This is a genomic window from Spiroplasma helicoides, assembly GCF_001715535.1.
Taxonomy (GTDB): Bacteria; Bacillota_I; Bacilli_A; order Mycoplasmatales; family Mycoplasmataceae; genus Spiroplasma_A; species Spiroplasma_A helicoides.
The window spans coordinates 91,761-114,283 of record NZ_CP017015.1; the positions used below are offsets into that span (position 1 = coordinate 91,761).

A 22,523-nucleotide genomic window follows, 5' to 3' on the forward strand; every position below is an offset into this window, starting at 1 on the left:
TGATATATAATTATTTTAATTATATATAACTTATTTATATATTTAAAATATAAAAATAATATATCACATATTATTTTTAGGAAAGGTTCTATGAAACTATTTAATGGAAGAATTTGATTCAATTATATTTCTTACTCAATAATTCAACTTTTAAGTAATTCATGCTATATTGCAATGACTTATTCTTTTTCGTTTATAATTGAGGGAGTTCAAGAATACGATACCAGTAAATTTTTAATCTCATCTATAGCTAGTTGTGCATTTATAATTGCACATTTATTATTTGAATATTTTAGTCAATTGATTTTAAATCAATCTATTAAGTTAATTAACACAAAACTTAGAGTCATAACAGCAAAAAACTTTTTTACAGAGAATTACAAAGTTAGTTTAGATACAGGAGAGTTTATAAATATTAATTCAACTAAAATTAACCAATTGGCAGACAATTATTTTACATCAATTTTTGATATTTCTAGATGCATCATAGCAATAATAATAAGTTATGGTTTTTTGTTATATATAAGTTGAATAGCAATGTTGGCTGTGATGATTCTTTCATTACTAGTTTTAGTTATTCCGATGCTAATGTCTAAAATTGGACAAAAAAGAATAAATGTAGCTAATGAGGAAAATGATAAATTTTTGCAAACGACAAAAGATACTTACAACTCATATTGAGTATATTGAAGCATGAACCAAACAAATAAGCTTATTAACCAAATTGTTGAAGGATCAAAAAAGTTGGAAGTTAAGAACCAGAAAATGAAAAACGTAATATCCACAACTAGGTTTTTAGATGAAATTGTTGTTTTTCTTGGACAGGTTATTTTAATAATATTTTTTTGTTGAATGTATTGAGCTGGATATATTATGAATATTGGTTTAATATTTACACTAAACATTTTATCAAGTGTTTATTGTTTTTTTAGTAGTTCAAGTGCAAAAGCACTAATGAATATAATAAATCACAGAAAAGTTTATCTTTCAAATTATAAACAGGATAATAAAATCAATAATAATACTGTTATTGGAGAAGATTTAAAAACTATAGAGTTTAAAAATGTTGATTTTAAATACAAAAATAGTTCTAATTTAATTATAGAAAAGTTCAATTTAAAAATTAACAAGGGAGACAAGGTTCTTATTAAAGGTAAAAGTGGTATAGGAAAAACCACTTTATTAAAAACATTGTTTAATCCTTCTTTTAGAAGCAATGGTCAAGTGTATGTTAATGAACAAGAAGTTGAAGCTTATGATATAAGATCTTTATGTTCATACATAAGTCAAGATATTGTTTTTAGCAAAGGTAAATTGATAGATATGCTTAAAATAGCAAATGAATCTGCAGAAGAAAAACAAGTATTAAGTTTATTTGAGTTACTTGGTCTAAATCAACTGTTAGAAAAATTACCCGAAGGGTTAAATACAAAAATTGATGATAATAGCTCAAATTTCTCTGGTGGTGAAAAACAAAGATTTTCGATTATAAGAGGATTGTTGGAAAATAAAAGTTGATATTTTTTAGATGAAATCATATCTGCATTAGACGAAAGTAGTTCTAATAAGGTTTTAGATTTGTTTTTATTAGATAACAAAAAAACCGTTATTCTTGTAACACATAAAATAGATGATAAATATTTATCGCATTTTGATAAAATTATTAATCTTTAAACTTAATAATTTTATTTAATTGCATTGTATTACTAATAATAATGGTTTAAAATCATATAGAAATATGTTAATAATTTATTAATAACAGCTAAGATAGGAGGAAGATTATGTTTGTTGATTTACTTGCAAGTACATCAGAAAAATTGACTGGAAATAGAATAGTTTTTGCATTTGAAATAATTGCATTAGTAGTCTCAATTTTAATGATAACAGTTGGTATGATTCAAAATAAAACTTCACAAACTGGACTGAGTGCATTAAATGGGGGTAATGATGAATTATTCTCAAACTCTAAGGAAAGAGGAATGGACAGAACAATGTCTATTTGAATGTTTAGTTTAGGATTTATAATGTTTGCAGTCACTATTACTATTGGAGTTGTAACAAATTTATTAATAATTGGAACATCTTAGAAAGATGTTTTTTTAAAAGAAAGTAAAATAGAACGTTATGGAAGAAAATATATTATCTCTAATAAAACAAAAACAAAAACTACATTTAAATGAATTACTTAAAACTTTTAAAGATGAAGAACTTTTAATGAGTTGTTTAAAAGAGCTACAAGATCAATATAAAATTAGTTGGTCAAAAGAAAATGTAGTTTATTTTATTGGGGAAAAATATAAAGTAGGTTCAATTAAAATTAATGAAAAAGGCTTTGGTTTTGTAAAAGATTTAAATGATGTGGAACAAGATTATTTTGTACCACCAGATAGTCTTAATAAATCAATTACAACTGATGAAGTTGTTTTTACAGTTTACAAAGAAAGCGAAGAAAGATATCGTGCAAATGTTGAAGATATTTCTTTAAGGGTTAAATCTTTTTTAATAGGAGAAATTCAGCCATCAAGAGATGGTCGTTTTTTAGATTTTATCCCTAGTGAACCCGGTTTTAAAAATTACAGAATTGTAATGATTAATTCAAAGGATTTTAAATTAAAAAAAGATTTACTAGTTAAAGTCAAAATTTTGAATGTAAAAGAAAAAAAACTATTCACCAAAATTCAAAAAATAATTGGTGACTCAAATAAAGCTGTTGACAGAATTATTTCAATTGCATATGAGTTTAATATAAACCCAGATTTTAATAGACAAACATTAGAGAATGCAGACCAAGTTGCAATACCAATTAACTATGAAGATGAACAAGTAAAAAGAAGATTAAAAAACTCACTAGTAGATAAAAATTTAGTAACTATAGATGGTTCTGACTCAAAAGATTTAGATGATGCAATTTACGTGGAAAAAACTAAGGACGGATATAAATTATTTGTAGCAATTGCTGATGTAAGTTATTATGTTTTACCTTTTTCACCTTTAGATAACACAGCTTTATATAGAGGTAATTCGACTTATCTTGCAAATAAAGTAATTCCAATGCTTCCAGAAAAACTTTCAAATGGAGTTTGTAGTTTGAATCCAAATGAAGATAAACTTTGTATGGTTTCTGAAATGGATTTTGATAATAATGGAGTTATGAAAAACAAAAAAGTTTATGAATCAATCATGAATTCAAAAGCAAGACTAACATATAAAGAAGTAAATGATTTATTTGAAAAAAATGTTTCAAATAGAGATAAAGAAATTGTTGATATGCTTTTGGTTTCAAAAGAGCTACATGAATTAATTGATAAAGAAAGAGTATCAAGAGGTTCAATCGATTTTGATGTTCCTGAACCAAAAATTGTTCTGGATAAAGAAAGCAATGTAGTAGATATAGTTCCAAGAGATAGAGGAGTTAGTGAAAGACTAATCGAAAATTTTATGGTTAGTGCTAATGAATCGGTTGCACAAATAATTTTTGAAAAAAATCTACCATATGTTTATAGAAACCACGGTGCTCCTAAAGAAGAAAACTTGATTGAATGACATACTTTGATTAGAGCTTTGGGTATTAATGTGAAACTTACAGATTTAGAAAAAGTAAATCCCAAAACTATAAGAATGGCATTAGACCAAATTTCCAAACAGATTGAGGATCAAACAGAAAGAGATGTTATCAATGTTACATTGCTTAAGTTTATGGAAAAAGCTGCATATGAACTTGAAAATATAGGTCACTTTGGTTTAGCTAGTGAATGCTACACCCACTTTACAAGTCCGATAAGAAGATATAGTGATTTAATGGTCCATAGATATTTAAAACAATATTTGATTGATAAAGATTTACGAGATTTCAAACTTGATTTAAATGAAAAATTTATAAATAAAGCTTGTAAAATAATTAATGAAACAGAAAAAAACTCAGTTAATGCCGAAAGAGAAGTAAATAAAGTTTGTATGGCAGAGTTTATGACTAAACATATTGAGAAAGAGTATGAAGGGGTAGTTGCTGCTGTCTTGAAGTTTGGGTTATTTGTTCAGTTATCAAATTGCGTTGAAGGACTAATTCACATATCTGAACTTCCAGAATTTACTTTTGATCCCAAAACCAATATCTTGGTAAACAAACAAAATAAAGTGTTTAGACTTGGTCAAAAAGTTAAAATAAAAGTTAAAAATGCTGATGTAAAAAAAAGAATTATTGACTTTGTGCTAGTATAATCATTTTTGTAAGGAGTCATAATTATGGGAGAGCACATACTTTTAAAGAATAAAAAGGCTTATTTTAATTATGAAATTTTAGATACTTGAGAAGCTGGAATTGTTTTAACGGGACCAGAAATAAAATCTATTAGAGCAAAAGAAGTTTCTATCGATGAATCATTTATTTTAATAAGAAAAGGACAAGTTGAAATACTTAATATGAATATAAAAAAGTATGAGTATGCTAATTATGTTAAACAAGACCCAACAAGAACTAGAAAACTATTGCTAAATAAAGATGAAATTAAAAAAATTTTAAAAAGAGTACAATTAGAAAATCTAACCATAATTCCATTAAAGTTGTATTTAAAGGGCAATTATGCAAAACTGGAAATCGGAATCGGTAAGGGTAAAAAACTTATAGATAAAAGAGAGACTATCAAAAAAAGAGATATAGAAAGACGTTTAAATAAAATTAAGTAAGTCCGGGGGTTTAGACATGGATTCTTATAAATGAATATTTTTAACCATTTCTATAGTTTTTTTAATATTGATGATTATTTTAATTATTATAAAACTACTTTTAGATAAAAAAAGAGCGGCAGCTGCTGAAATTATAACTTTAAAAGAAGTAAATTATACAGGCTGAGCAGGAGTTTGAATTTTTATTAAAAAACATTTATTTTCCTTCTTGATAGGACTTTGTTTGATAATGGGTGTTGGATCAGTTATTTTGATGTTTCAGTAAAAATAATTAAAAAAAATTTTCAATTATTTTAAGATAACAAATAGTTGTTTAGTTTGTGGTAATATGAAATTGTTTAAAAAACAATAAAGGAGAAAAAATATGTCAAACGGTAGAAAAGTTGTTTTAGTTGGATGTGGAGCTGTAGGTACTAGCTTCGTATATTCAGCAATTAATCAAGGAATTGCATCACATTATGTATTAATTGATGTTGTAAATGATATAGCAGAAGGAAATGCAATGGACTTATCAGATAGTCATGCTGTGTTACCCAGTCCATTTAGTAGTATCAAAGCAGGAACTTACAGTGACTGTGCAGATGCTGATGTAATTGTTATTACTGCAGGTAGACCACAAAAACCTGGGGAAACTAGATTAGAAATGGTTGCAGATAATGCAAAAATTATGAAATCAATAGCATTAGAAATTAAAAAATCTGGATTTAATGGAATTACTGTTATTGCATCAAACCCAGTTGATATTCTAACTCATGTTTATCAAGAAGTAACAGGATATGAATCAAATAGAGTTATTTCTTCTGGAACCACTCTTGACTCATCAAGATTGAGAAAACTTTTAGGAGAAAGATTAAATGTTGCTCCTAGATCAGTTAAAGCTTACCTAATTGGTGAACACGGTGATTCATCAGTTGCTGTATGAAGTAGATCTATTGTTATGGGTAAATCAATTTTAGAGTATGTTGAAGAAGGGGCTATAACAATTGATGAACTACAACAAGTTAAAGATGATGCTACAAACATGGCTTACAAAATCATTGAGAAAAAAAGAGCAACATTTTATGGAATCGGAGCGTGTTTAGCAAGAATCGTTAAATCAATTCTTAATGATGAAAAATCTTCTTTAATGGTTGGGGCTTTATTAAAAGGTCAATATGGTGTTGAAAATGTATATATTAGTGTTCCATGTATTGTTGGTGCACATGGTATAGAAGAAATTATTGAATGAAGATTATCTGAAGAAGAATTACAAGGTTTAAGAAAATCATGTACTCAATTATCAGAGGTATTCAAAACAGCTCAAGCAGCTATAAAATAATCACTAATAATAAAAAATCCTACACAAGTTTGTGTAGGATTTTTATAACTTAAGTTTCATACTTATATGTTCTATTCCATCTTCTATAAATTTATCGCCATAACTTTCAAAGCCAGCTCTTTCATAAAAATGTTTTGCATAATACTGGGCATGTATATGCACCTCGTCAAAGTCGAAATTACTCTTTGAAAAATCTTTTAAAAAATTTAATAACTTTATACCAATGTTATTTTTTCTAAAATTAATATCCACTGCAATTCTACCCCACACTAAAAAACCATCTTTTACAAAAATTCTTGCACAACATATAGGTATTTTATTATAGTATCCAACAACGTGTTGTGAAATCAGATCTTTTTCATCTTCGTCTGGAACATCATAGCATTTCTGTTCAACAACAAATGTGGCTCATCTAAGTTTTACAGCATCTTTATAAACACCATTATTTTGACCTAAATATGTTTTATAACTTATATTCATTTTCTTCTCCTTAACAACAATAAATACATAATACCACATTGCTGTTATCTAAAAAAATATTGAATTTAACAAAAAAGTTTATTTTTTCTTCTAGAATAAATTATAATTAATGTATGGGGGTGTCCCGGTTTCGACAGGATATGTCTCGTCCATAACGGCAGTGGATTGGTCACCTAATGACTTCTAGGTTTGATAAAATGCAAACAAAAAACAAAATGAATTTGAAATGCCAGCATTCATGATCAATAATGCATCAGCTGGGGTAGCTTTAGCTGCCTAATAAAGATTTAGTCTTTATAGCATTCAACGTTAGCAAGGATTTTTGGTGCTTACCAAGTTAACGTATTACCAAGTACCATAGAATATGTGATTTTAGTAATAAGCATATTTGAATTAATATTACTAACGCTGTAGATGAAATCTCGTTTCTTCTGTTGGTTTACAGTGTAAGTTAGAAGAAACTAAACTGTAGAAGTTGTGGTTCGGAGTATTTTGGACGCGGGTTCGATTCCCGCCATCTCCACCATTTTTTTTATTTAAATTGTAATATAAGAAAGGAATGTAACTATATTTATGAATATATTATCTTCAATAATTGCATGTCTTTCTTATACTGCAATAACAGCAATTGTTTATACAATAACTTGAGGTTTATCGAGACATATCTTTGAAAGGGTAAAAATATATTATGAGTTAACTCTTGGTGTCATTTTTGGAGTTATCTCAATGTTTGGAGTAATAATACTAACTATTTCTGCAAATGGTAACCAAAATAGTTTGTTAACCATACTGCTACCAATTTTTTTATTTTGAACTTGTTTATTATTTATTTCAATTTATGCTTCATTAGGAGTTTTTGTTTGTAATATTTTGGGTTTGACAGTATTTCCCAACTTATTTCCACAATACTATGGATCATTAAACAATTTAGAAATAAAAATAATAGTTGGTATAAGTTACTCAGTTGCTTTTGCTATGTATTTAATAAATTATTTTACAAAAAAAGGTACTCCGTGAAGTGCTTGATCAATAACAACCATTGCATCACTAGCAACAGCGTTGGCTTGTGTACTACCAAACATACAACAATCAGGAGTAATAGATTTTTTAGTAACAATACTATTATGATTGGGTATCGGATACTTAACATATGCATATATTTCTATGATTAACCAAATTCATAAACACGCTATACAACTTCAGAATGTAGTTTCATATGATCATAAGTTTTATTTGAATCAAGCATCAGCACATGACGAAATACTAAGATATATTCATGAAGAAAAAACTAGATATGGAGCTTACTTTACTTTTTATATTTCAAATTATGACATGTTTGAAAAAAAAGTAAGCAACTCTATCAGAGAAGCTGTTGTTTCAGAAATAGCCAAACAAGCACATGATGAATTTCTAAAAAGTTTTAGTGAAGCCATATTTTTTAAACCGAATTACAAAACTTTTGGAGTATTTATACCATTTGAAAATATTTTAGATTTGGTTGGGGAAGATGAGCAAAAAACTTTTTTAGCAAAATTAAGTTCATGTATAGGTGAGGTACAGAGTGTATATAAATTTGAAAAGTTCAAGGTAAGTATTAAAATTAAAGGAATTGTTTCTCTTTATGGTATACAATCAAGTAGTTTAGAAACTTTATTTGATTACAATGTTGTTATGCAAAGACTATTCTCGTCAAACGAATTTAAAAATGTAACAATAGTTGATCCAATGAAAGTAATGAATGAAAAGAACAAAAATAAAAAAATATTAACATTGAACGAAATAGTATCTTTAAACAACTGTGTATCAGTGTTCCAACCAATTTATAATGGCTCAACAAAAAATTTTGATTTCTTTTATTTGAACAACTCGATTGATGGGATTGAAGTAAATTCATCCTTATTTGAACCTCGATGAGAGGTCATAAAAAAATATGGTTTGGTAAGTTTGTTTTTACGATACCTTGCATTAAATTCAGCTAAGTCGATTGCAAAATATAAAAATCAAAATTATATTAATGTAATTAACTATGATTCAATATTTGTTTCTAGTGATGGATTTGATTACGAAGTATTTATATTAAAATTGCGATCATTAAAAATAAATTTGAACACTTTAGTTTTAAATTTTAACATAACTGAGGAAGTAGAAAATAAAAAAATGTTAGAATCAAATATAAATAGTTTAAAAAAATCCGGTATAAAAATATCAATATCAGAATTTGGTTCAGAATTTACAGACTATAATTTAATAAGTATTTATAAACCAGACTATTTATTTATGGATAGAACTATTGCTAAAAAAATAAATTTTGTCAAAGAGGTTGAAACGCTTGTTAAAAACTTGGTTAATATAGCTAAAAAAATAGAAGGAAAACTGGTTGCAACAAATGTAGACACATATATGATGTTTAAAACTTTAAAACAAACTGGTGTAAAATACTTTGAGGGTAGTCTAATTGGTCACTCATTAGAACCACAACAAACGATTGATCCAGAATTAAAATATTTATTGTCAAAATAGGAGGAGTCAAAAATGAAAAAGAAATTGTTATCCCCGCAGGAGTTAGCAGAAAAATTAGAAAAAATTCTCAAAAACAGTGATGTAGATTTATTTAGAAAAATGGTTAATGATTACTACCCCGCAGATTTAGCAGAAGCTTTAAGTGAATTTCCTCTAGAAAGATTAATTATAGCATTGAGAATTTTATCAACAGATCAAATGGCTGAGATATTTACTTTTTTCACCAATGACATTCAAGAAGAGATTATTAAATCCTATTCTTCAAAAGAGATCAAAGAACTTTTTGATAATATTTTCACCGATGACATAGTGGATATATTAGAAGAGTTACCATCCAACTTAGTAAAAAAGGTTTTGAGATCAACAACACCTGAATCAAGACTACAAATAAATTCAATTTTGAAATATGCAGACTACACCGCTGGTAGTATAATGTCTGTTGACTACACTAAACTTTTATTAACTTCAACAGTTAAAGAAGCAATTGAATTAATAAAAAAAGAAAGAGATGAGTCTGAAGAAGTTTACTTTTTTTATGTAGTTGACGATTTAAATAATTTAAAAGGTGTAGTTGAGTTGAAAAAATTAATTTTTTCTAGCCGTGATGCTTTAATAAAAGATATCATGGAAGATAGAATTATTTTAGCCAATACAACAACAGACCAAGAAGAGGTTGTGAATATTTTTAAAAAATATGACATTACAACTTTACCAATAATAAATAGTCAAAATAAATTAGTTGGTATCATAACTGTTGATGATGTTCTAGATGTTTTAGAAGAAGAAACAACAGAAGACATTCACAAAATGGCAGGTATTGCTCCAACAGAAGAAGAGTACTTTAAAACAAGTGTGTGAAAAATGGTTAAGTCTAGAGGAATCGGTTTACTATTTTTGATGTTGTTCGCTACAATTTCTCAAGTGATAATTTTATTATTTATGAGTTTATATGAATTAAATAGCGAAGAAAAAAATGTATACCAGAATGGTTGATCAATAAATTACATTGTTACAATATTGTTAATACCATTGTTAACGGTTATATATGGAACAAGTGGTTTTGCAAGAAGCCAATCAGCAACTATGGTTGTAAGAGCTTTATCTTTAAGTGAAGTTTATAGTAAAGATATATTAAAAATAATTTGAAAAGAATTAAGAGTTGCATTAATAACAGGAATTATTTTAGTTGGTGTAAACTTTTTAAGATTAATAATTATTTATTCAGTTCAATATAAGGGTGACATAAATCATAAAGAATTATGATATGCTTTAGCAACAGTCTCTATAACAATTTTTCTAACAGTTATATTTTCAAAATTGATTGGAAGTACTTTGCCAGTTATAGCTAAAAAAATAAAAATGGACCCTGCGACAATGGCGTCACCAATAATATCAACTGTGGTGGATGGAATATCAACAGCATTATTTTTTTCAATAGGTTATGTATTTTATGCATATCTTTTGGTGGCATAATTATGAGATTAAGAAATAAAAATTGAACAAAAGATTTTTTAGAAATTAATAAGCAACATTTAATTCAGGATAATCAAAAAATAAATATAAATAATTATTTTAAAAATGAGGCTAAAGTATTTCTAGAAATTGGTTGTGGTAAAGGAAAATTTATAATAAACAATGCAATCAAAAATTTAGATAAAAACTTTATTGCTATGGAAAAAGAAACTACTGTAGTAGGCGTAGCACTTAAAAATGCCATTAGTACATTAGGAGACAATTTTAAAAATATAAAATTTTTAAATACTTTTGCCGAAAACTTAGATGAATTATTTGAAGAAGAAACATTTGACGGAATATATTTAAACTTTTCTGATCCTTGACCTAAGACAAGACATTATAAAAAAAGACTTACCTATAGCAAGTTTCTTGAAGTGTATTATAAAATTTTAAAAAAAGATGGTAAGCTTGAAATAAAAACTGATAATGATAATCTATATAGTTTTTCATTAGAACAACTTCAAACATCAAAGTTTAAAATTGTTTATCAAACAAATGATTTATATAGTGATTTAAATCAATTAGAAAATAATATTGCAACAGAATACGAAGAAAAATTTCATAGTCAAAATAAAAATATAAATAAAATTATTGCTATAAAATAGAATTTAGTCAATAGTTTTATTTTTTTTATCACTAATTTCTTTTTTAGTGTTTTCATATCATTCAATATAGCTGTTTTTAAAAACATCGCTATTATTTAATAAATACTGATTAAATGAAAATAAAAAATAAAAGTGAGCAATATTAAAAATATAAACAATAAAAAAAACTCATCAATTTGATTTAGCATACTCTGCTCAAGATACGTTTTTTATTTGTGATCCACTTGTTAATTCTATGAAAAAAAATATTATTGTAAATAAACAAATAAATATATGACAATATCTACTTTTTTTAACCTCTACTTTTATTTCGTTTGTTTCTAAATTTTTCTCAGTGTAAACATCTAAGAAAATACTAACCGATGTTTTTGACAAATTTAATAATAAAGTAATTAAAAATAATAATAAAAAGTTTAATATAAGTTGTGATGCTCAAACTATTTTTTCACTTTTAGATATTGATATAGAAAATACTGTAACTAAAATTGCGATTATGATTGCAAAAATTCCAGAACCTAATCATAAGATAGGTTTTTTTAAAATTGGTTTAATTAGTTTAAAATCCAAAATATATCACCTAAAACTATTATATATAAATAATAAACATTGTTTTACTTTTATGAAAAAACTAGTAAAATCAATTAAGAAGTAAAGTAGAGGTAATTTATGACACCACATATACAAGCAAAAAAAGAAGATATAGCAAAATTAGTTTTAATGCCAGGAGATCCATTAAGAGCTAAAAAAATAGCTGAGACTTTTTTAACAGATGTTAAATTAGTCAATGAAGTTAGAAATATGTACATGTACACAGGTAAGTATAAAGATAAATTAGTAACTATAGCAGGAAGTGGAATGGGATGTCCAAGTATTGGAATTTATTCATATGAACTTTATAAATTTTATGATGTAGACTGCATAATTAGAGTCGGTTCATGTGGAAGTTATAAAGAAGGCATAAATGTTTATGACATTTACAATGTTAAAGAAGCTTTTGGAGAAAGTAACTATGCAAAAATAGCTGCTAATATTGACAGCAATATTATTCCTGCAAGTCAAGAAGTTTTTGATGTAATTGAACAAGTTGCACAAGACAAAAGTATTAAAACTCACAAAGGTTTGGCTCATTCATCCGATGTATTTTACAGATTTGAAAGTTCACTAGAATTTGCAAAAAAAAATAATTTAGATGTTGTTGAAATGGAATCATACGCTTTGTTCTCAAATGCAATTGCAATTAACAAAAAAGCAGCATGCTTACTAACAGTGTCTGATAGTTTTATAACTAAAGAAGAAACAACACCTGAAGAAAGACAAAATAATTTTTTAACAATGATCGAGTTAGCGTTAGAGGCAGCAATAAAATTATAATTACAAGAAAGGATTTATATGAATATACTAGCAATTGAATCTAGTTGTGATGAGTTTGGTGTATCAATAATGGTTGATGGTAAAATCAAATCCAATATTATATCATCACAGATAAAAGATCATGAAGAATTTGGTGGAGTAATTCCAGAACTAGCTTCTAGACTTCATGTAAAAAATTTTGCATATGTTTTGCAAACATCATTAAAAGAAGCTGGTGTTAAAATTGAACAAATAAACCAAGTTGCATACACAGCTAAGCCGGGTTTAGTTGGAAGTTTAATTGTTGGAAAATTAGTAGCTCAAACAATTGCTCTATATTTGGATGTACCAATCATGGAGTTAAATCATTTAGAAGGTCATATTTATGCAGCAAGCATTGAAGAAGATTTTGATTATCCAGTACTTGCTCTAGTTGTAAGTGGTGGTCATACACAACTTGTATACATAAAAAAATCTTTATCATTTGAAATTGTTGGTACTACACAAGACGATGCTGTTGGTGAATGTTATGACAAGGTTGCAAGAGCAGTTGGTTTGGGATATCCAGGTGGACCTAAAATTGATAAACTTGCTCAAGAAGGCAATGAATTAAAATATAAACTACCAATAAGCAAAAACGATGAAACACTAGATTTTTCATTTTCTGGATTAAAAACTGCAAGCCTTAATCTTATAAATAAAATAAAACAAAACAATAAAGAATTAAACATTTTAGATTTTTGTGCAAGCTTTCAAAAAACCGCTATTGATACTCTGGTAACTAAACTAGAAAAAGCGATCAAGATATACAAACCCAAAACATTAACAATAGCTGGAGGAGTTTCTGCAAATAAAATGTTAAGAAAAAAAATTTTTGAGATATCTTCAATGTATAATATAGGTAGAACAATTATACCAAAAATTGAATATTGTAATGATAACGCAGCCATGATGGCCAAATTATGTAATGAATACTTAATTAACAAAAAATAATTTATTAATTAATAACTACAAAGGAGAACAAAATTAATGAGATCGTTTCTTAGTAAACTCACTACTATTGATGAGAAAGATTTAACAACCAAAGAAAAAAAAATAGTGGATTATATTAAAAATCATTTAAAAGAGATTGTTGAAACGAATATGAAAATTGAAAGGATGGCACAAGAAGCGGGTACAGGATATAGCGCTATATATGGACTTCTAAAAAAGCTTAATATTAAAGGTTTTCGTGACTTTGCTATTTCATTGGCAAACGATGCTGAGAATCAAGACATTAATATTGCGAAAAATGATGAAAATGTTGTTGCTGGTTATATAAATTTAATTAAGCAAAATTATGCGTTAACTGAAAAAAGATCAATATTTGAAACTTTGAATATAATTAAAAATGCACATGGAGCAAGAATATTCTTTTGTTACTGAGAGAACTTGCTTTCTGGTCCAGCACAAGAACTATTTAACTTTTTTTATAAAGAAGGATACAACTCAGTTTTACTAGATAGTGATCAAGAAATTTTAAGAGACCGTATCAACTCTTCAATTGAAAATGATGTATTTGTTTTTTACACAAGATATGGAAATTCTACTAGATTAAATAATTTTATAGAGAGTATAGGGAAGTTTGGGCGTAAAATTATTTATGTATCAGGTAAAATAGCATCAAATGATATTACACAATATTTGTCTGCGATTCACACACTAATTGTTGATAATCCAGATAAGACTATTTACAAAGGTCATATATCAAATTCTGTACCATTTAACTATTTTAATGATTTATTAATTTATCACTATTTAAATTCACAAGATTAATAGTAAAGAAGTTAAAACTTTTAATTGCTAAGCAGTTAAAAGTTTTTTATTATAACTAAAGTTTTATTAAGTTTACACTTTATTTAATGTTTCTATAATTATTAAAGTAGTATAATTAATATGCAACTTACTAACATAGGAGGTTTTTGTGGATAAAAAATACAAGAAAAAAGATACATTACTAAATAAAATTAAAAAAGGATTTAGATCTTTTTATCGTAATTTGGAAAAACCATTTGAACCTCCAAAACATCAGGTAAAAAAGTTAAGACCAGAAGTTAGAAGTTTTGTAAGAACCAATAATATATGTAGAAGATATTATAAAAGACCAGAACTATGTATTGAAGATTTAGAAAACATTCAGAAATTTTCATTTGAAGCTAGAGATGGAATTAAGCTAGCTGGTTATACTTATAAGCCACATAAAAATAGCAATAAGTGACTAATAGCAGCACATTGATTTGCAAGTTATAAAAATTGAGCATTACATCATGCTAAAACTTTTATAAAAATGGGTTATAATGTTTTAGTTTTTGATTTTAGAGGACATGGTGAATCAACAGAAACTACAACTACAATGGGAGCAAGAGAGATCAATGACTTAATGGGAGCCGTTGATTGATTAAAACAAAATGAAGTAATTGACAGTTTATCTTTTATGGGAACAAGTATGGGTGCATTTTGTGTTAACTATTGTTCATTAAAATATGCCAAAGAGTTGAAAAATGTTAATTTTAAATTTGTTGTATCAGATTGTACATACGGAAGTGTATTTAGATTATTGATGCATGTTAAAAATATCTACTTATGATTTATTAGAAAAAGAAAAACCAAACAATTTGTAAAAAGATTTATTGAAAAACACAACAAAAAAGAAACGGATGTTGATTTGAATGAGGCAAGTGTTTTTCAACTTTTAAGAGATGGATATAAAGCACAATACCCAACCTTATTTTTTCACAGTAAAGATGATAAAGTAACACCGCCAACAGATACGTATGAGTTGTTACTGCACAGATCCAAAAACTTCAATGAAGATCAATGACAAGTTTATTATTATGCAATGCATACACAATCAATAAGAATGCATTTCAAAACTTATAATTATAAATTGGCTGAGTTCATAGCACAGCAAGATAATAATTGAGAAGATTTTAATAAGCTAGTAGATGAATGAAGCTTACTCGATTATGACAAATTAGACAGATTATCAATAGAATTAAAATAAGGGGGTTCATTATGGACGTAAAAAAAATATTCGAAGTATATAAAGAATACGAGAAAAAAGAAATAAAACTTTTAGGAAGAGTAAGAAGCCACAGACAAGGAAAGGTTGTTAGTTTTATTGTTTTAAATGATGGTACAACTTTAAAAGACTTACAAATTGTTTACAAAGCCGATGTTAAAGGTTTTGATAAAATACAATCTGCAAGAGTTAGCAGTATTATTGAAGTTACTGGTATGGTTGTTTTAACTCCTGATAAACTACAACCATTTGAAGTGCAAGCAACTGAACTTGTTCTTTTGGATCAATCAATTGAAGATTATCCTTTACAAAAAAAAGAGCATTCACCAGAGTTCTTGAGAGAGATTTCACATTTAAGAGCAAGAACAAAAACCTTTCAATCAATTTTTAGATTGAGAAGTGCAGCGGCCTTTGCTATTCATGAGTTTTTTCAAAAAAATAATTATGTTTATTTAACATCACCTATTATTACCGAAAATGATGCTGAGGGTGCTGGTGAATCTTTTATAGTTACAACAAGAGCTGACAATAATTATGAAGAAGATTTTTTTGGTAAAAAAGCAAACTTATCTGTTTCTGGTCAACTTCACGCTGAGTCTTTTGCTCAAGCATTTCAGTCAACATATACATTTGGTCCAACATTTAGAGCAGAAAACTCAAACACTTCAAGACATGCAGCAGAATTCTGAATGATTGAACCAGAAATTGCATTTATTGATTTAACAGGAAATATAAAAGTAATAGAAGATATGTTGAAATATGTAATAAATTACATATTTGAAAATAATATGGATGAATTAAATTTTTGTGATGAAAACTTAGAAAATGGATTAATAAAAAAATTAGAAAATATAAAAAATTCAAATTTTGTTAAAAATACTTATTCAGAAGCTATAGAGGTTTTATCACAAGCAGTGAAAAATGGACATAAGTTTGAAGAAAACGATATCAAATTCGGAATGGATTTAGGATCTGAACATGAAAAATATATATGTGAAGTTGTTAATAAATGTCCAACATTCTTAATAAATTATCCTAAAGAAATTAAGGCATTTTATATGAAACAAAATGATGATGGTAAAACTGTAGCTGCGGTTGATTTACTTGTTCCTGGTATAGGTGAACTTGTTGGTGGAAGTCAAAGAGAAGATAACTATGATTTATTAATGAAAAGATGTAAAGAAATGAATATTAATACTGAAGAGTTAAAATGATATTTAGATCTTAGAAAATTTGGGTACTTTAAATCAGCTGGATTTGGTTTAGGTTTTGAAAGATTGGTTATGTATATAACTGGTGCTTCAAACATAAGGGATGTGTTGCCATTCCCGAGAACACCAAAAAACCTTTTATTCTAGCAAATTATTAAATAAATTTTTACAACAATAAATGTTAAAATTTATTTAACGATAAAGAAAGAATAAAAGGGGGTTATTTTATGCTAGTTTCATTTGTTTTAGTTACAGACGGAAAACATAATACATTAGAAAAATCAATAGATAGTATTTTTACACAAACTAATGAAGATTATGAAGTTATATTAATTTGTGACAACACAATGTTTGAAAACGCAAAAAATGATTATGTAAAAAATTTATTTTGAAAAAGTAAAAATATAAAGTTGATTTTGAATAGTTCATTTCAAGGAGCCTCAGTTTCATGAAACAACGCAATAGATTTGGCTGAAGGACAATACATAAAGTTTTTGGGTCAAGGTGATTATGTACATAAAAATTATGTAGAAGAAATTAAAAATGTAATTGATAGAAATGCAACAAATAAAATTGATGTCTTGGAGTATAAAGTTAAGTTTACAGATTTAGGTGAAGGTGAAGAAACAAAAGTTTTTTTAGAATCTAACAAAATTTATAATTTAAAATCAGAGTTTCATCCTTTTGCTTTAACTAATGTATCTCTATTTAATAAAATATATAGATTAAAACTTCTCAAAGATTTCGGGTTTAGGTTTAGAAGATTCGTTAGGTTTGATTTGCTTTTTGTTTACAAAGTTTTAGGACAAACAGAAAATTATATTTACATAGGAGATAACTTTTTAGAAGAAAAAAGTATTCAACCAGTACAACACTCTGCATTTGATCAAGTTAACCAATGAACACATATCACAAATTATTATAGAAGAATTGCTAAGTATAAAGAATTGAAAGATTATTTAAATTATGCATACTATAAAGCTATGTGTCATATATGATTATGACTAATTATCAAATACGATAATAAGTTACTAATTAAAAAAGCTGCAAACTTTGTATTAAAAAAATTTTCCGACAAAAGAGAAGACTTTATTCAAAACAACAAAGTTTTTATAGAAAAAAGAGATTCAGAATTTACAGAAGTATGTTTAGATTTTAGTAAATATATTAAAGATATTTTAAAGCAAGCAAAATAATAAAGGAGCTTAAATGTCTAATTTAAAAATAAACAACAACAATGATAAGGTTGTTGAAGAAATATTGGAATTAAAAACTCCCCATTTAGGTAGAGTTTTTTTTGCTAGACTTTTTGATTTATTATTCTGCTCAATACCAACAATTTTTTTATTCTTTTTTTATCCTAGTAGAGATTGATCGTCAGCATTTGTTTCAGTTGCTGTCAACTTACTTGTATTATTTTTTTACTTGGTGGTTTTGTCTTTTATATTAAAAGGAAATTCTTTTGGTAAATTAATATTTAATTTAAGAATAAAAAAATCAGATGAAAAAAAATTATTATTTAGGGATGTTTTTTATAGAGAAATATACTATGTTTTCATACCAACTTTTATTCAAATATTTTTTCAAATAATAATTATTTTAGTTTTTCAAAAAGTTACAAATGAAGGCAAAAGGGACGAGGATGCTGAAAACTTAATAATACTTTTGCAAAATTTAAGTTATTTATTTTATTTTTGTTGATATTTATATATTTGTATTACAATAGTATTACAAAAAAATCATTTATCATCAATCGATATAAAAAGAAATACAATCATATTACATAAATTAAAAACAATTAAAATAAATAAAAAAATAGAAGAACCAAACGAATCTCATATTCACTTGGACAAAAATAGACCCGGTATTGTCGATTTAAATGATTTAGTTCTGGAGGATGAAGACGATGACTAATTTTAAAAATTCTATTAGCAAATTAGAAGATTTTTTTTCTAAAAAATATTTTGCTGGTGCTGTTATGGTTGTTTCTCATGAAAAAAAAGTTATTTTTTCTAAAGCATTAGGATACAATGACCTAGAAACAAAATCAGAAATGAGTGAGAATTTATTATTTAGAGCATATTCTATGACAAAACCAATTACTGTAGCTGCGTTTTTAATTTTGGTACAGAAAAAATTAATTTCAGTAGATTCTTTTTTAGAAGATATATATCCAGAATTTAAAATGACAAAAGTTTTAGTTGATGAAAATAGTAATGACTTAGAAAATCAAAAAAGTAAAATAACAATGAAACATCTACTAACTATGAGTGCTGGTTTCACTTATCATGGTAATAAAAATTTAACACAAAAAAAACTAACAAGTTTTTTGAGAGAGTATGTCTCATTACATGAGGGTAAATTTTGAAATTATGATGATTTTTGTGCAAACTTATCTGAGATACCATTAGCATTTCAACCGGGTGAACAATGATTTTATAGCATAGGTCTAGATGTTTTATCTGCAGTTATAGAAAAAGTTTCACAAAAAAAATTTTATGAATTTGTAACAGAAGAAATTTTTAAACCTTTAAATATGTTTGACAGTAAATTTTATGTATGAGATAAAGAAAGAGAAGCTTGTGTTTATAATGCAATATATGAAGATGATGGATATAACTTACAAAAAATTAATGGATTTAGCTTTTTGTTTCAAAAAGTTTATGAAGAAACACCAATAGCAATGGGCGGAGCTGGGCTAGTAACTACAGCTAAGGATTACAATAAGTTTTTAAATTTTTTATTAGATGGTAAGGATGAAAATGGTAATCAGATCTTAGATTTTGATTTAATAAAAGAAATGCGCACTAATCAAATTTCTGATATTCAAGAATCATTTAAGTGAACTCTAAATGAAGATTATGGATATGGTTATGGAGTTAGAGTTCGATTATCAAATGATCATTTTCCAAAAACAAATATTGGTGAGTTTGGTTGAGATGGTTTATTGGGTTCAACAGGATTGGTTGACCCACAAAATCAAATAACAATGAATGTTATGCTTAGTTCAAAACCCGGTAATAACAAGTTGGTAGAGTCTGAGTTTTTTGATGCATTTTATAGTGATTTGGAAAATTTGAAAATAGTTAAGAGGTAATCATGGCAGAATTTTTAAAAAATTTAAATGAACAACAATTAGATAGTGTCATTACAACGGACGTACCGTTAAGAATAATTGCAGGAGCTGGTAGTGGTAAAACAAGAGTAATCACAACTAAAATTGCCTACTTAATAGAAAAAGAAAATATATTACCCAACAAGATTTTGGCTGTTACTTTTACAAATAAAGCAGCCAACGAAATGAAAGAAAGAATCTTGAAACTTTCAAATAACTTATATAAAGTTAATCACATTATGACGTTCCACTCTTTTTGTGTAAGAATATTGAGAGAAGAATTTGAACTTCTAAATCTTAAACAAAATTTTACCATTATTGATACATCGGAACAAACCAGGATTATAAGAAGAATTTTAAAAAGTTTAGATATTGTCGATCAAAAATCAAAACCTGAAAAAAAAATAATCTCTAAGATTAGTAGATGAAAAAATTCTTTAACAGATTGAGAGGAAGCCTATGAGTCTTCTTTTAATAATCAAGATAAACAATTTGCAAAAGTTTATAGGGATTACCAACAATATCTTTTAGAAAATCATTTGCTTGATTTTGATGACCTACTTTTAAAAGCTCATACACTATTTAAAAATAATTTAGAAGTTAGACAAAAATGAGCAAATAGATTTAGTTATATATTGGTTGATGAGTTTCAAGATACAAATTATATTCAATTTGACTTGGTTAAGTGAATTACAAACGGAAGAGGTTGCCTAACAGTTGTTGGTGATCCGGACCAAACAATTTATTCATGAAGAGGAGCAAAGGTTAATATAATTTTGAACTTTGAAAAGGAATTTAAAAATGCAAGAACTGTACAATTAAATCAGAATTATAGATCAACAAAACCGATTTTAGATTTAGCAAATAGCTTTATAGACAATAATAAAAATAGAGAAAAAAAAGATATTTTTACAAATAAAAAAGAGGGTACTATTGTTGCTGTTAAGGAATGTGCATCAAGAAATTTTGAAGCTAAATATGTTGCTAAAAAAATCAAAGAGCTAGTTGAAGAAAAAAAATATAAATATTCTGATTTTTATGTGCTTTATAGAACTAATGCTTGGTCTTTTGAGTTTGAAAAAGAATTTTCTAACTCCAAAATACCTTTCCAATTAGTTGGGGGTTTTGAATTTAGAGAGAGAAAAATTATTAAAGATATTACAGCCTTATTAAAGGTTGTGTGCTTTCAAGATGAATTGTCTTTTGAAAGAGTATTTTCTTTCGTTCAAAAAGTTGGACCAGTAACAGCGCAAAAATTGATTGATTGTGCACGCAGAAATGATTTGAGCTTATTTGATTTAATAACACAACGACAAGATTTATTAATTACTATTTCTAAAAATTTAAATAGTTTAGCCAACGCTCTTAATGAGGGGTACAAACTATTTATGAATAACGAGAGGGTATTAGACATTTGTAAAAAACTTGTTAATTTGTCAGGATATAAAGAAATTTTAGATCTAAAAAGCAAAGAAGACCAAGAGGCATTACAAAATTTAGAGGCTTATTATGATCAAATGGCTCAATTTGATAAAGATTATGAGCAAGAGGCTAGTAGGGTAAATAGACTAACAAAGTTCTTACAAGAAGAAACTTTAAGCATTAATTCTGATGGTAATATTGAAGTTCCCAATAAAGTTACCCTTTTGACAATACACTCAGCTAAAGGGCTAGAAAATAAAGTTGTCTTTATTGTTGGTGTAAACAAAGATGTTTTTCCATCAAGAATGAGTTTATCTTCTATCGAAGCATTAGAAGAAGAAAGAAGAGCGCTTTATGTTGCGATAACTAGAGCACAAGAGTTGTTATACATATCTTATGTAGTTGGTGAATATTCATACATATCTAGCGGTGAATTGGGAGCAAGTAGGTTTATAACTGAACTTGATCCAGAACTATATGAACTTGAAAAAAACATATTTTTCCATAATCCAACAGATATGACAAGCCAAAAAGTATATTTTGAAAAAAAAGAAAATATAAAGTTAAATCACGATGTAGCAGTTTCGAAGGGTGACGTCATTGAGCATATGATGTTTGGAGAAGGAATCGTGGACAAGGTTATGGACAAATATATCCAAATCGCTTTTATTAATCCAGCATTTGGTGTAAAAGCTATACCAATAAATTCAAACTCTTGAAAGAAAAAATAACTATAAAAAAGTAAGATTTTATATATATAATATATAATGTTAGGAGGAATTAAATATGACTTCATTTACAGCAAAAGTGATTGATCCAGTTGGATTGCACGCAAGACCTGCATCTGTTTTAACAAAAGAAGCTTCAAAATTTGCTTCTGATATTAAAATCAAGTGCGGAGAAAAAGAAGGTAATCTAAAATCAATTATGAACGTTATGGCATTAGCTGTTAAATCAGGTGCAGAAATCACAATTGAAGCATCAGGGGATGACGAAAAACAAGCTATTGTAGCTATCGAACAAGCCATGAAAGACAACTCAATAATTTAATTGGGTTATAAAGATAATAAAAAAGCAACTATGTTGCTTTTTTATTATCTTTTTTTAAAAAATTACTCTATATATTTAATATTCAATGGAATATTTTTTTAAAAATTCTATATAATATAAATATAATTTATATTTTTAAATATAAAAAAAATTTTAGTTTATGTTTAATTAAAATAATTATAATCATAACTAT

The 22,523-nt window shown here is 26.8% G+C and carries 21 protein-coding genes and 1 other RNA gene; 20 read left to right on the forward strand and 2 right to left on the reverse strand.

Annotated elements, in window-relative coordinates; translation table 4 throughout:
* The first annotated feature begins 90 nt into the window (after positions 1 to 90).
* From SHELI_RS00435 to SHELI_RS00460, 6 genes are all read left to right on the forward strand, one after another.
* Positions 91 to 1,674, forward strand: a complete 1,584-nt coding sequence (locus SHELI_RS00435; protein ID WP_069115822.1) for an ATP-binding cassette domain-containing protein — start codon at positions 91 to 93, stop codon at positions 1,672 to 1,674.
* A 107-nt stretch (positions 1,675 to 1,781) separates the two neighbouring features.
* Positions 1,782 to 2,087, forward strand: a complete 306-nt coding sequence (gene secG / locus SHELI_RS00440) for a preprotein translocase subunit SecG (RefSeq protein WP_069115823.1) — start codon at positions 1,782 to 1,784, stop codon at positions 2,085 to 2,087.
* A gap of 37 nt (positions 2,088 to 2,124) precedes the next feature.
* The gene (gene rnr / locus SHELI_RS00445) at positions 2,125 to 4,218 is read left to right on the forward strand and encodes a ribonuclease R (protein WP_069115824.1); all 2,094 of its coding nucleotides are present in this window, start codon (positions 2,125 to 2,127) and stop codon (positions 4,216 to 4,218) included.
* Between the two features lie 24 nt (positions 4,219 to 4,242).
* Complete coding sequence (gene smpB, locus SHELI_RS00450) at positions 4,243 to 4,683, forward strand: SsrA-binding protein SmpB (RefSeq protein WP_069115825.1); 441 nt, start codon at positions 4,243 to 4,245, stop codon at positions 4,681 to 4,683.
* A gap of 16 nt (positions 4,684 to 4,699) precedes the next feature.
* Positions 4,700 to 4,948 (forward strand): hypothetical protein, encoded by a 249-nt coding sequence (locus SHELI_RS00455; protein WP_069115826.1) that lies wholly within the window; start codon positions 4,700 to 4,702, stop codon positions 4,946 to 4,948.
* Between the two features lie 99 nt (positions 4,949 to 5,047).
* The gene (locus SHELI_RS00460) at positions 5,048 to 6,001 is read left to right on the forward strand and encodes an L-lactate dehydrogenase (protein WP_069115827.1); all 954 of its coding nucleotides are present in this window, start codon (positions 5,048 to 5,050) and stop codon (positions 5,999 to 6,001) included.
* 42 nt (positions 6,002 to 6,043) lie between these two features.
* Here the strand turns inward: SHELI_RS00460 and SHELI_RS00465 are convergent, their stop codons facing one another.
* Positions 6,044 to 6,481 carry a GNAT family N-acetyltransferase gene (locus tag SHELI_RS00465; RefSeq protein WP_069115828.1) on the reverse strand — a complete coding sequence of 146 codons (438 nt, stop codon included), beginning with the start codon at positions 6,479 to 6,481 and terminating at the stop codon, positions 6,044 to 6,046.
* A 115-nt stretch (positions 6,482 to 6,596) separates the two neighbouring features.
* Here SHELI_RS00465 and ssrA point away from each other — a divergent pair.
* The 4 genes from ssrA (at position 6,597) to trmB (ending at position 11,121) form a co-directional block, all read left to right on the forward strand.
* Positions 6,597 to 7,007, forward strand: a transfer-messenger RNA (tmRNA) gene (ssrA, locus tag SHELI_RS00470).
* Between the two features lie 47 nt (positions 7,008 to 7,054).
* Positions 7,055 to 9,001, forward strand: coding sequence for an EAL domain-containing protein (locus SHELI_RS00475; RefSeq protein WP_069115829.1), 1,947 nt, complete (start codon positions 7,055 to 7,057; stop codon positions 8,999 to 9,001).
* Between the two features lie 12 nt (positions 9,002 to 9,013).
* Positions 9,014 to 10,474 (forward strand): magnesium transporter, encoded by a 1,461-nt coding sequence (gene mgtE / locus SHELI_RS00480; protein WP_069115830.1) that lies wholly within the window; start codon positions 9,014 to 9,016, stop codon positions 10,472 to 10,474.
* 2 nt (positions 10,475 to 10,476) lie between these two features.
* Positions 10,477 to 11,121 carry a tRNA (guanosine(46)-N7)-methyltransferase TrmB gene (gene trmB / locus SHELI_RS00485; protein WP_069115831.1) on the forward strand — a complete coding sequence of 215 codons (645 nt, stop codon included), beginning with the start codon at positions 10,477 to 10,479 and terminating at the stop codon, positions 11,119 to 11,121.
* Positions 11,122 to 11,124: 3 nt separating this feature from the next.
* Here trmB and SHELI_RS00490 read toward each other — a convergent pair whose 3' ends face one another.
* Positions 11,125 to 11,688 carry a hypothetical protein gene (locus SHELI_RS00490; protein ID WP_069115832.1) on the reverse strand — a complete coding sequence of 188 codons (564 nt, stop codon included), beginning with the start codon at positions 11,686 to 11,688 and terminating at the stop codon, positions 11,125 to 11,127.
* Positions 11,689 to 11,787: 99 nt separating this feature from the next.
* Here SHELI_RS00490 and deoD point away from each other — a divergent pair, with 99 nt between their 5' ends.
* From deoD to SHELI_RS00540, 10 genes are all read left to right on the forward strand, one after another.
* Positions 11,788 to 12,492: a purine-nucleoside phosphorylase gene (gene deoD, locus SHELI_RS00495; protein ID WP_069115833.1), complete on the forward strand. Its 705-nt coding sequence runs from the start codon at positions 11,788 to 11,790 to the stop codon at positions 12,490 to 12,492.
* An 18-nt stretch (positions 12,493 to 12,510) separates the two neighbouring features.
* Positions 12,511 to 13,464 (forward strand): tRNA (adenosine(37)-N6)-threonylcarbamoyltransferase complex transferase subunit TsaD, encoded by a 954-nt coding sequence (tsaD, locus tag SHELI_RS00500; RefSeq protein ID WP_069115834.1) that lies wholly within the window; start codon positions 12,511 to 12,513, stop codon positions 13,462 to 13,464.
* Positions 13,465 to 13,500: 36 nt separating this feature from the next.
* Positions 13,501 to 14,286, forward strand: a complete 786-nt coding sequence (locus tag SHELI_RS00505; protein ID WP_069115835.1) for a MurR/RpiR family transcriptional regulator — start codon at positions 13,501 to 13,503, stop codon at positions 14,284 to 14,286.
* Between the two features lie 148 nt (positions 14,287 to 14,434).
* Positions 14,435 to 15,514 (forward strand): alpha/beta hydrolase, encoded by a 1,080-nt coding sequence (locus SHELI_RS00510; protein WP_069115836.1) that lies wholly within the window; start codon positions 14,435 to 14,437, stop codon positions 15,512 to 15,514.
* A gap of 11 nt (positions 15,515 to 15,525) precedes the next feature.
* Positions 15,526 to 16,890 (forward strand): asparagine--tRNA ligase, encoded by a 1,365-nt coding sequence (gene asnS, locus SHELI_RS00515; RefSeq protein WP_069115837.1) that lies wholly within the window; start codon positions 15,526 to 15,528, stop codon positions 16,888 to 16,890.
* Between the two features lie 80 nt (positions 16,891 to 16,970).
* The gene (locus tag SHELI_RS00520; protein ID WP_069115838.1) at positions 16,971 to 17,939 is read left to right on the forward strand and encodes a glycosyltransferase family 2 protein; all 969 of its coding nucleotides are present in this window, start codon (positions 16,971 to 16,973) and stop codon (positions 17,937 to 17,939) included.
* 13 nt (positions 17,940 to 17,952) lie between these two features.
* Positions 17,953 to 18,657, forward strand: a complete 705-nt coding sequence (locus tag SHELI_RS00525; protein WP_069115839.1) for an RDD family protein — start codon at positions 17,953 to 17,955, stop codon at positions 18,655 to 18,657.
* Positions 18,650 to 19,840, forward strand: coding sequence for a serine hydrolase domain-containing protein (locus SHELI_RS00530; protein ID WP_069115840.1), 1,191 nt, complete (start codon positions 18,650 to 18,652; stop codon positions 19,838 to 19,840). Before SHELI_RS00525 ends, SHELI_RS00530 begins: the two co-directional genes overlap by 8 nt.
* A 2-nt stretch (positions 19,841 to 19,842) precedes the next feature.
* Positions 19,843 to 22,011, forward strand: coding sequence for an ATP-dependent helicase (locus tag SHELI_RS00535; RefSeq protein ID WP_084449214.1), 2,169 nt, complete (start codon positions 19,843 to 19,845; stop codon positions 22,009 to 22,011).
* A 55-nt stretch (positions 22,012 to 22,066) separates the two neighbouring features.
* Positions 22,067 to 22,330 carry an HPr family phosphocarrier protein gene (locus tag SHELI_RS00540; protein WP_069115842.1) on the forward strand — a complete coding sequence of 88 codons (264 nt, stop codon included), beginning with the start codon at positions 22,067 to 22,069 and terminating at the stop codon, positions 22,328 to 22,330.
* Positions 22,331 to 22,523 lie beyond the last annotated feature (193 nt).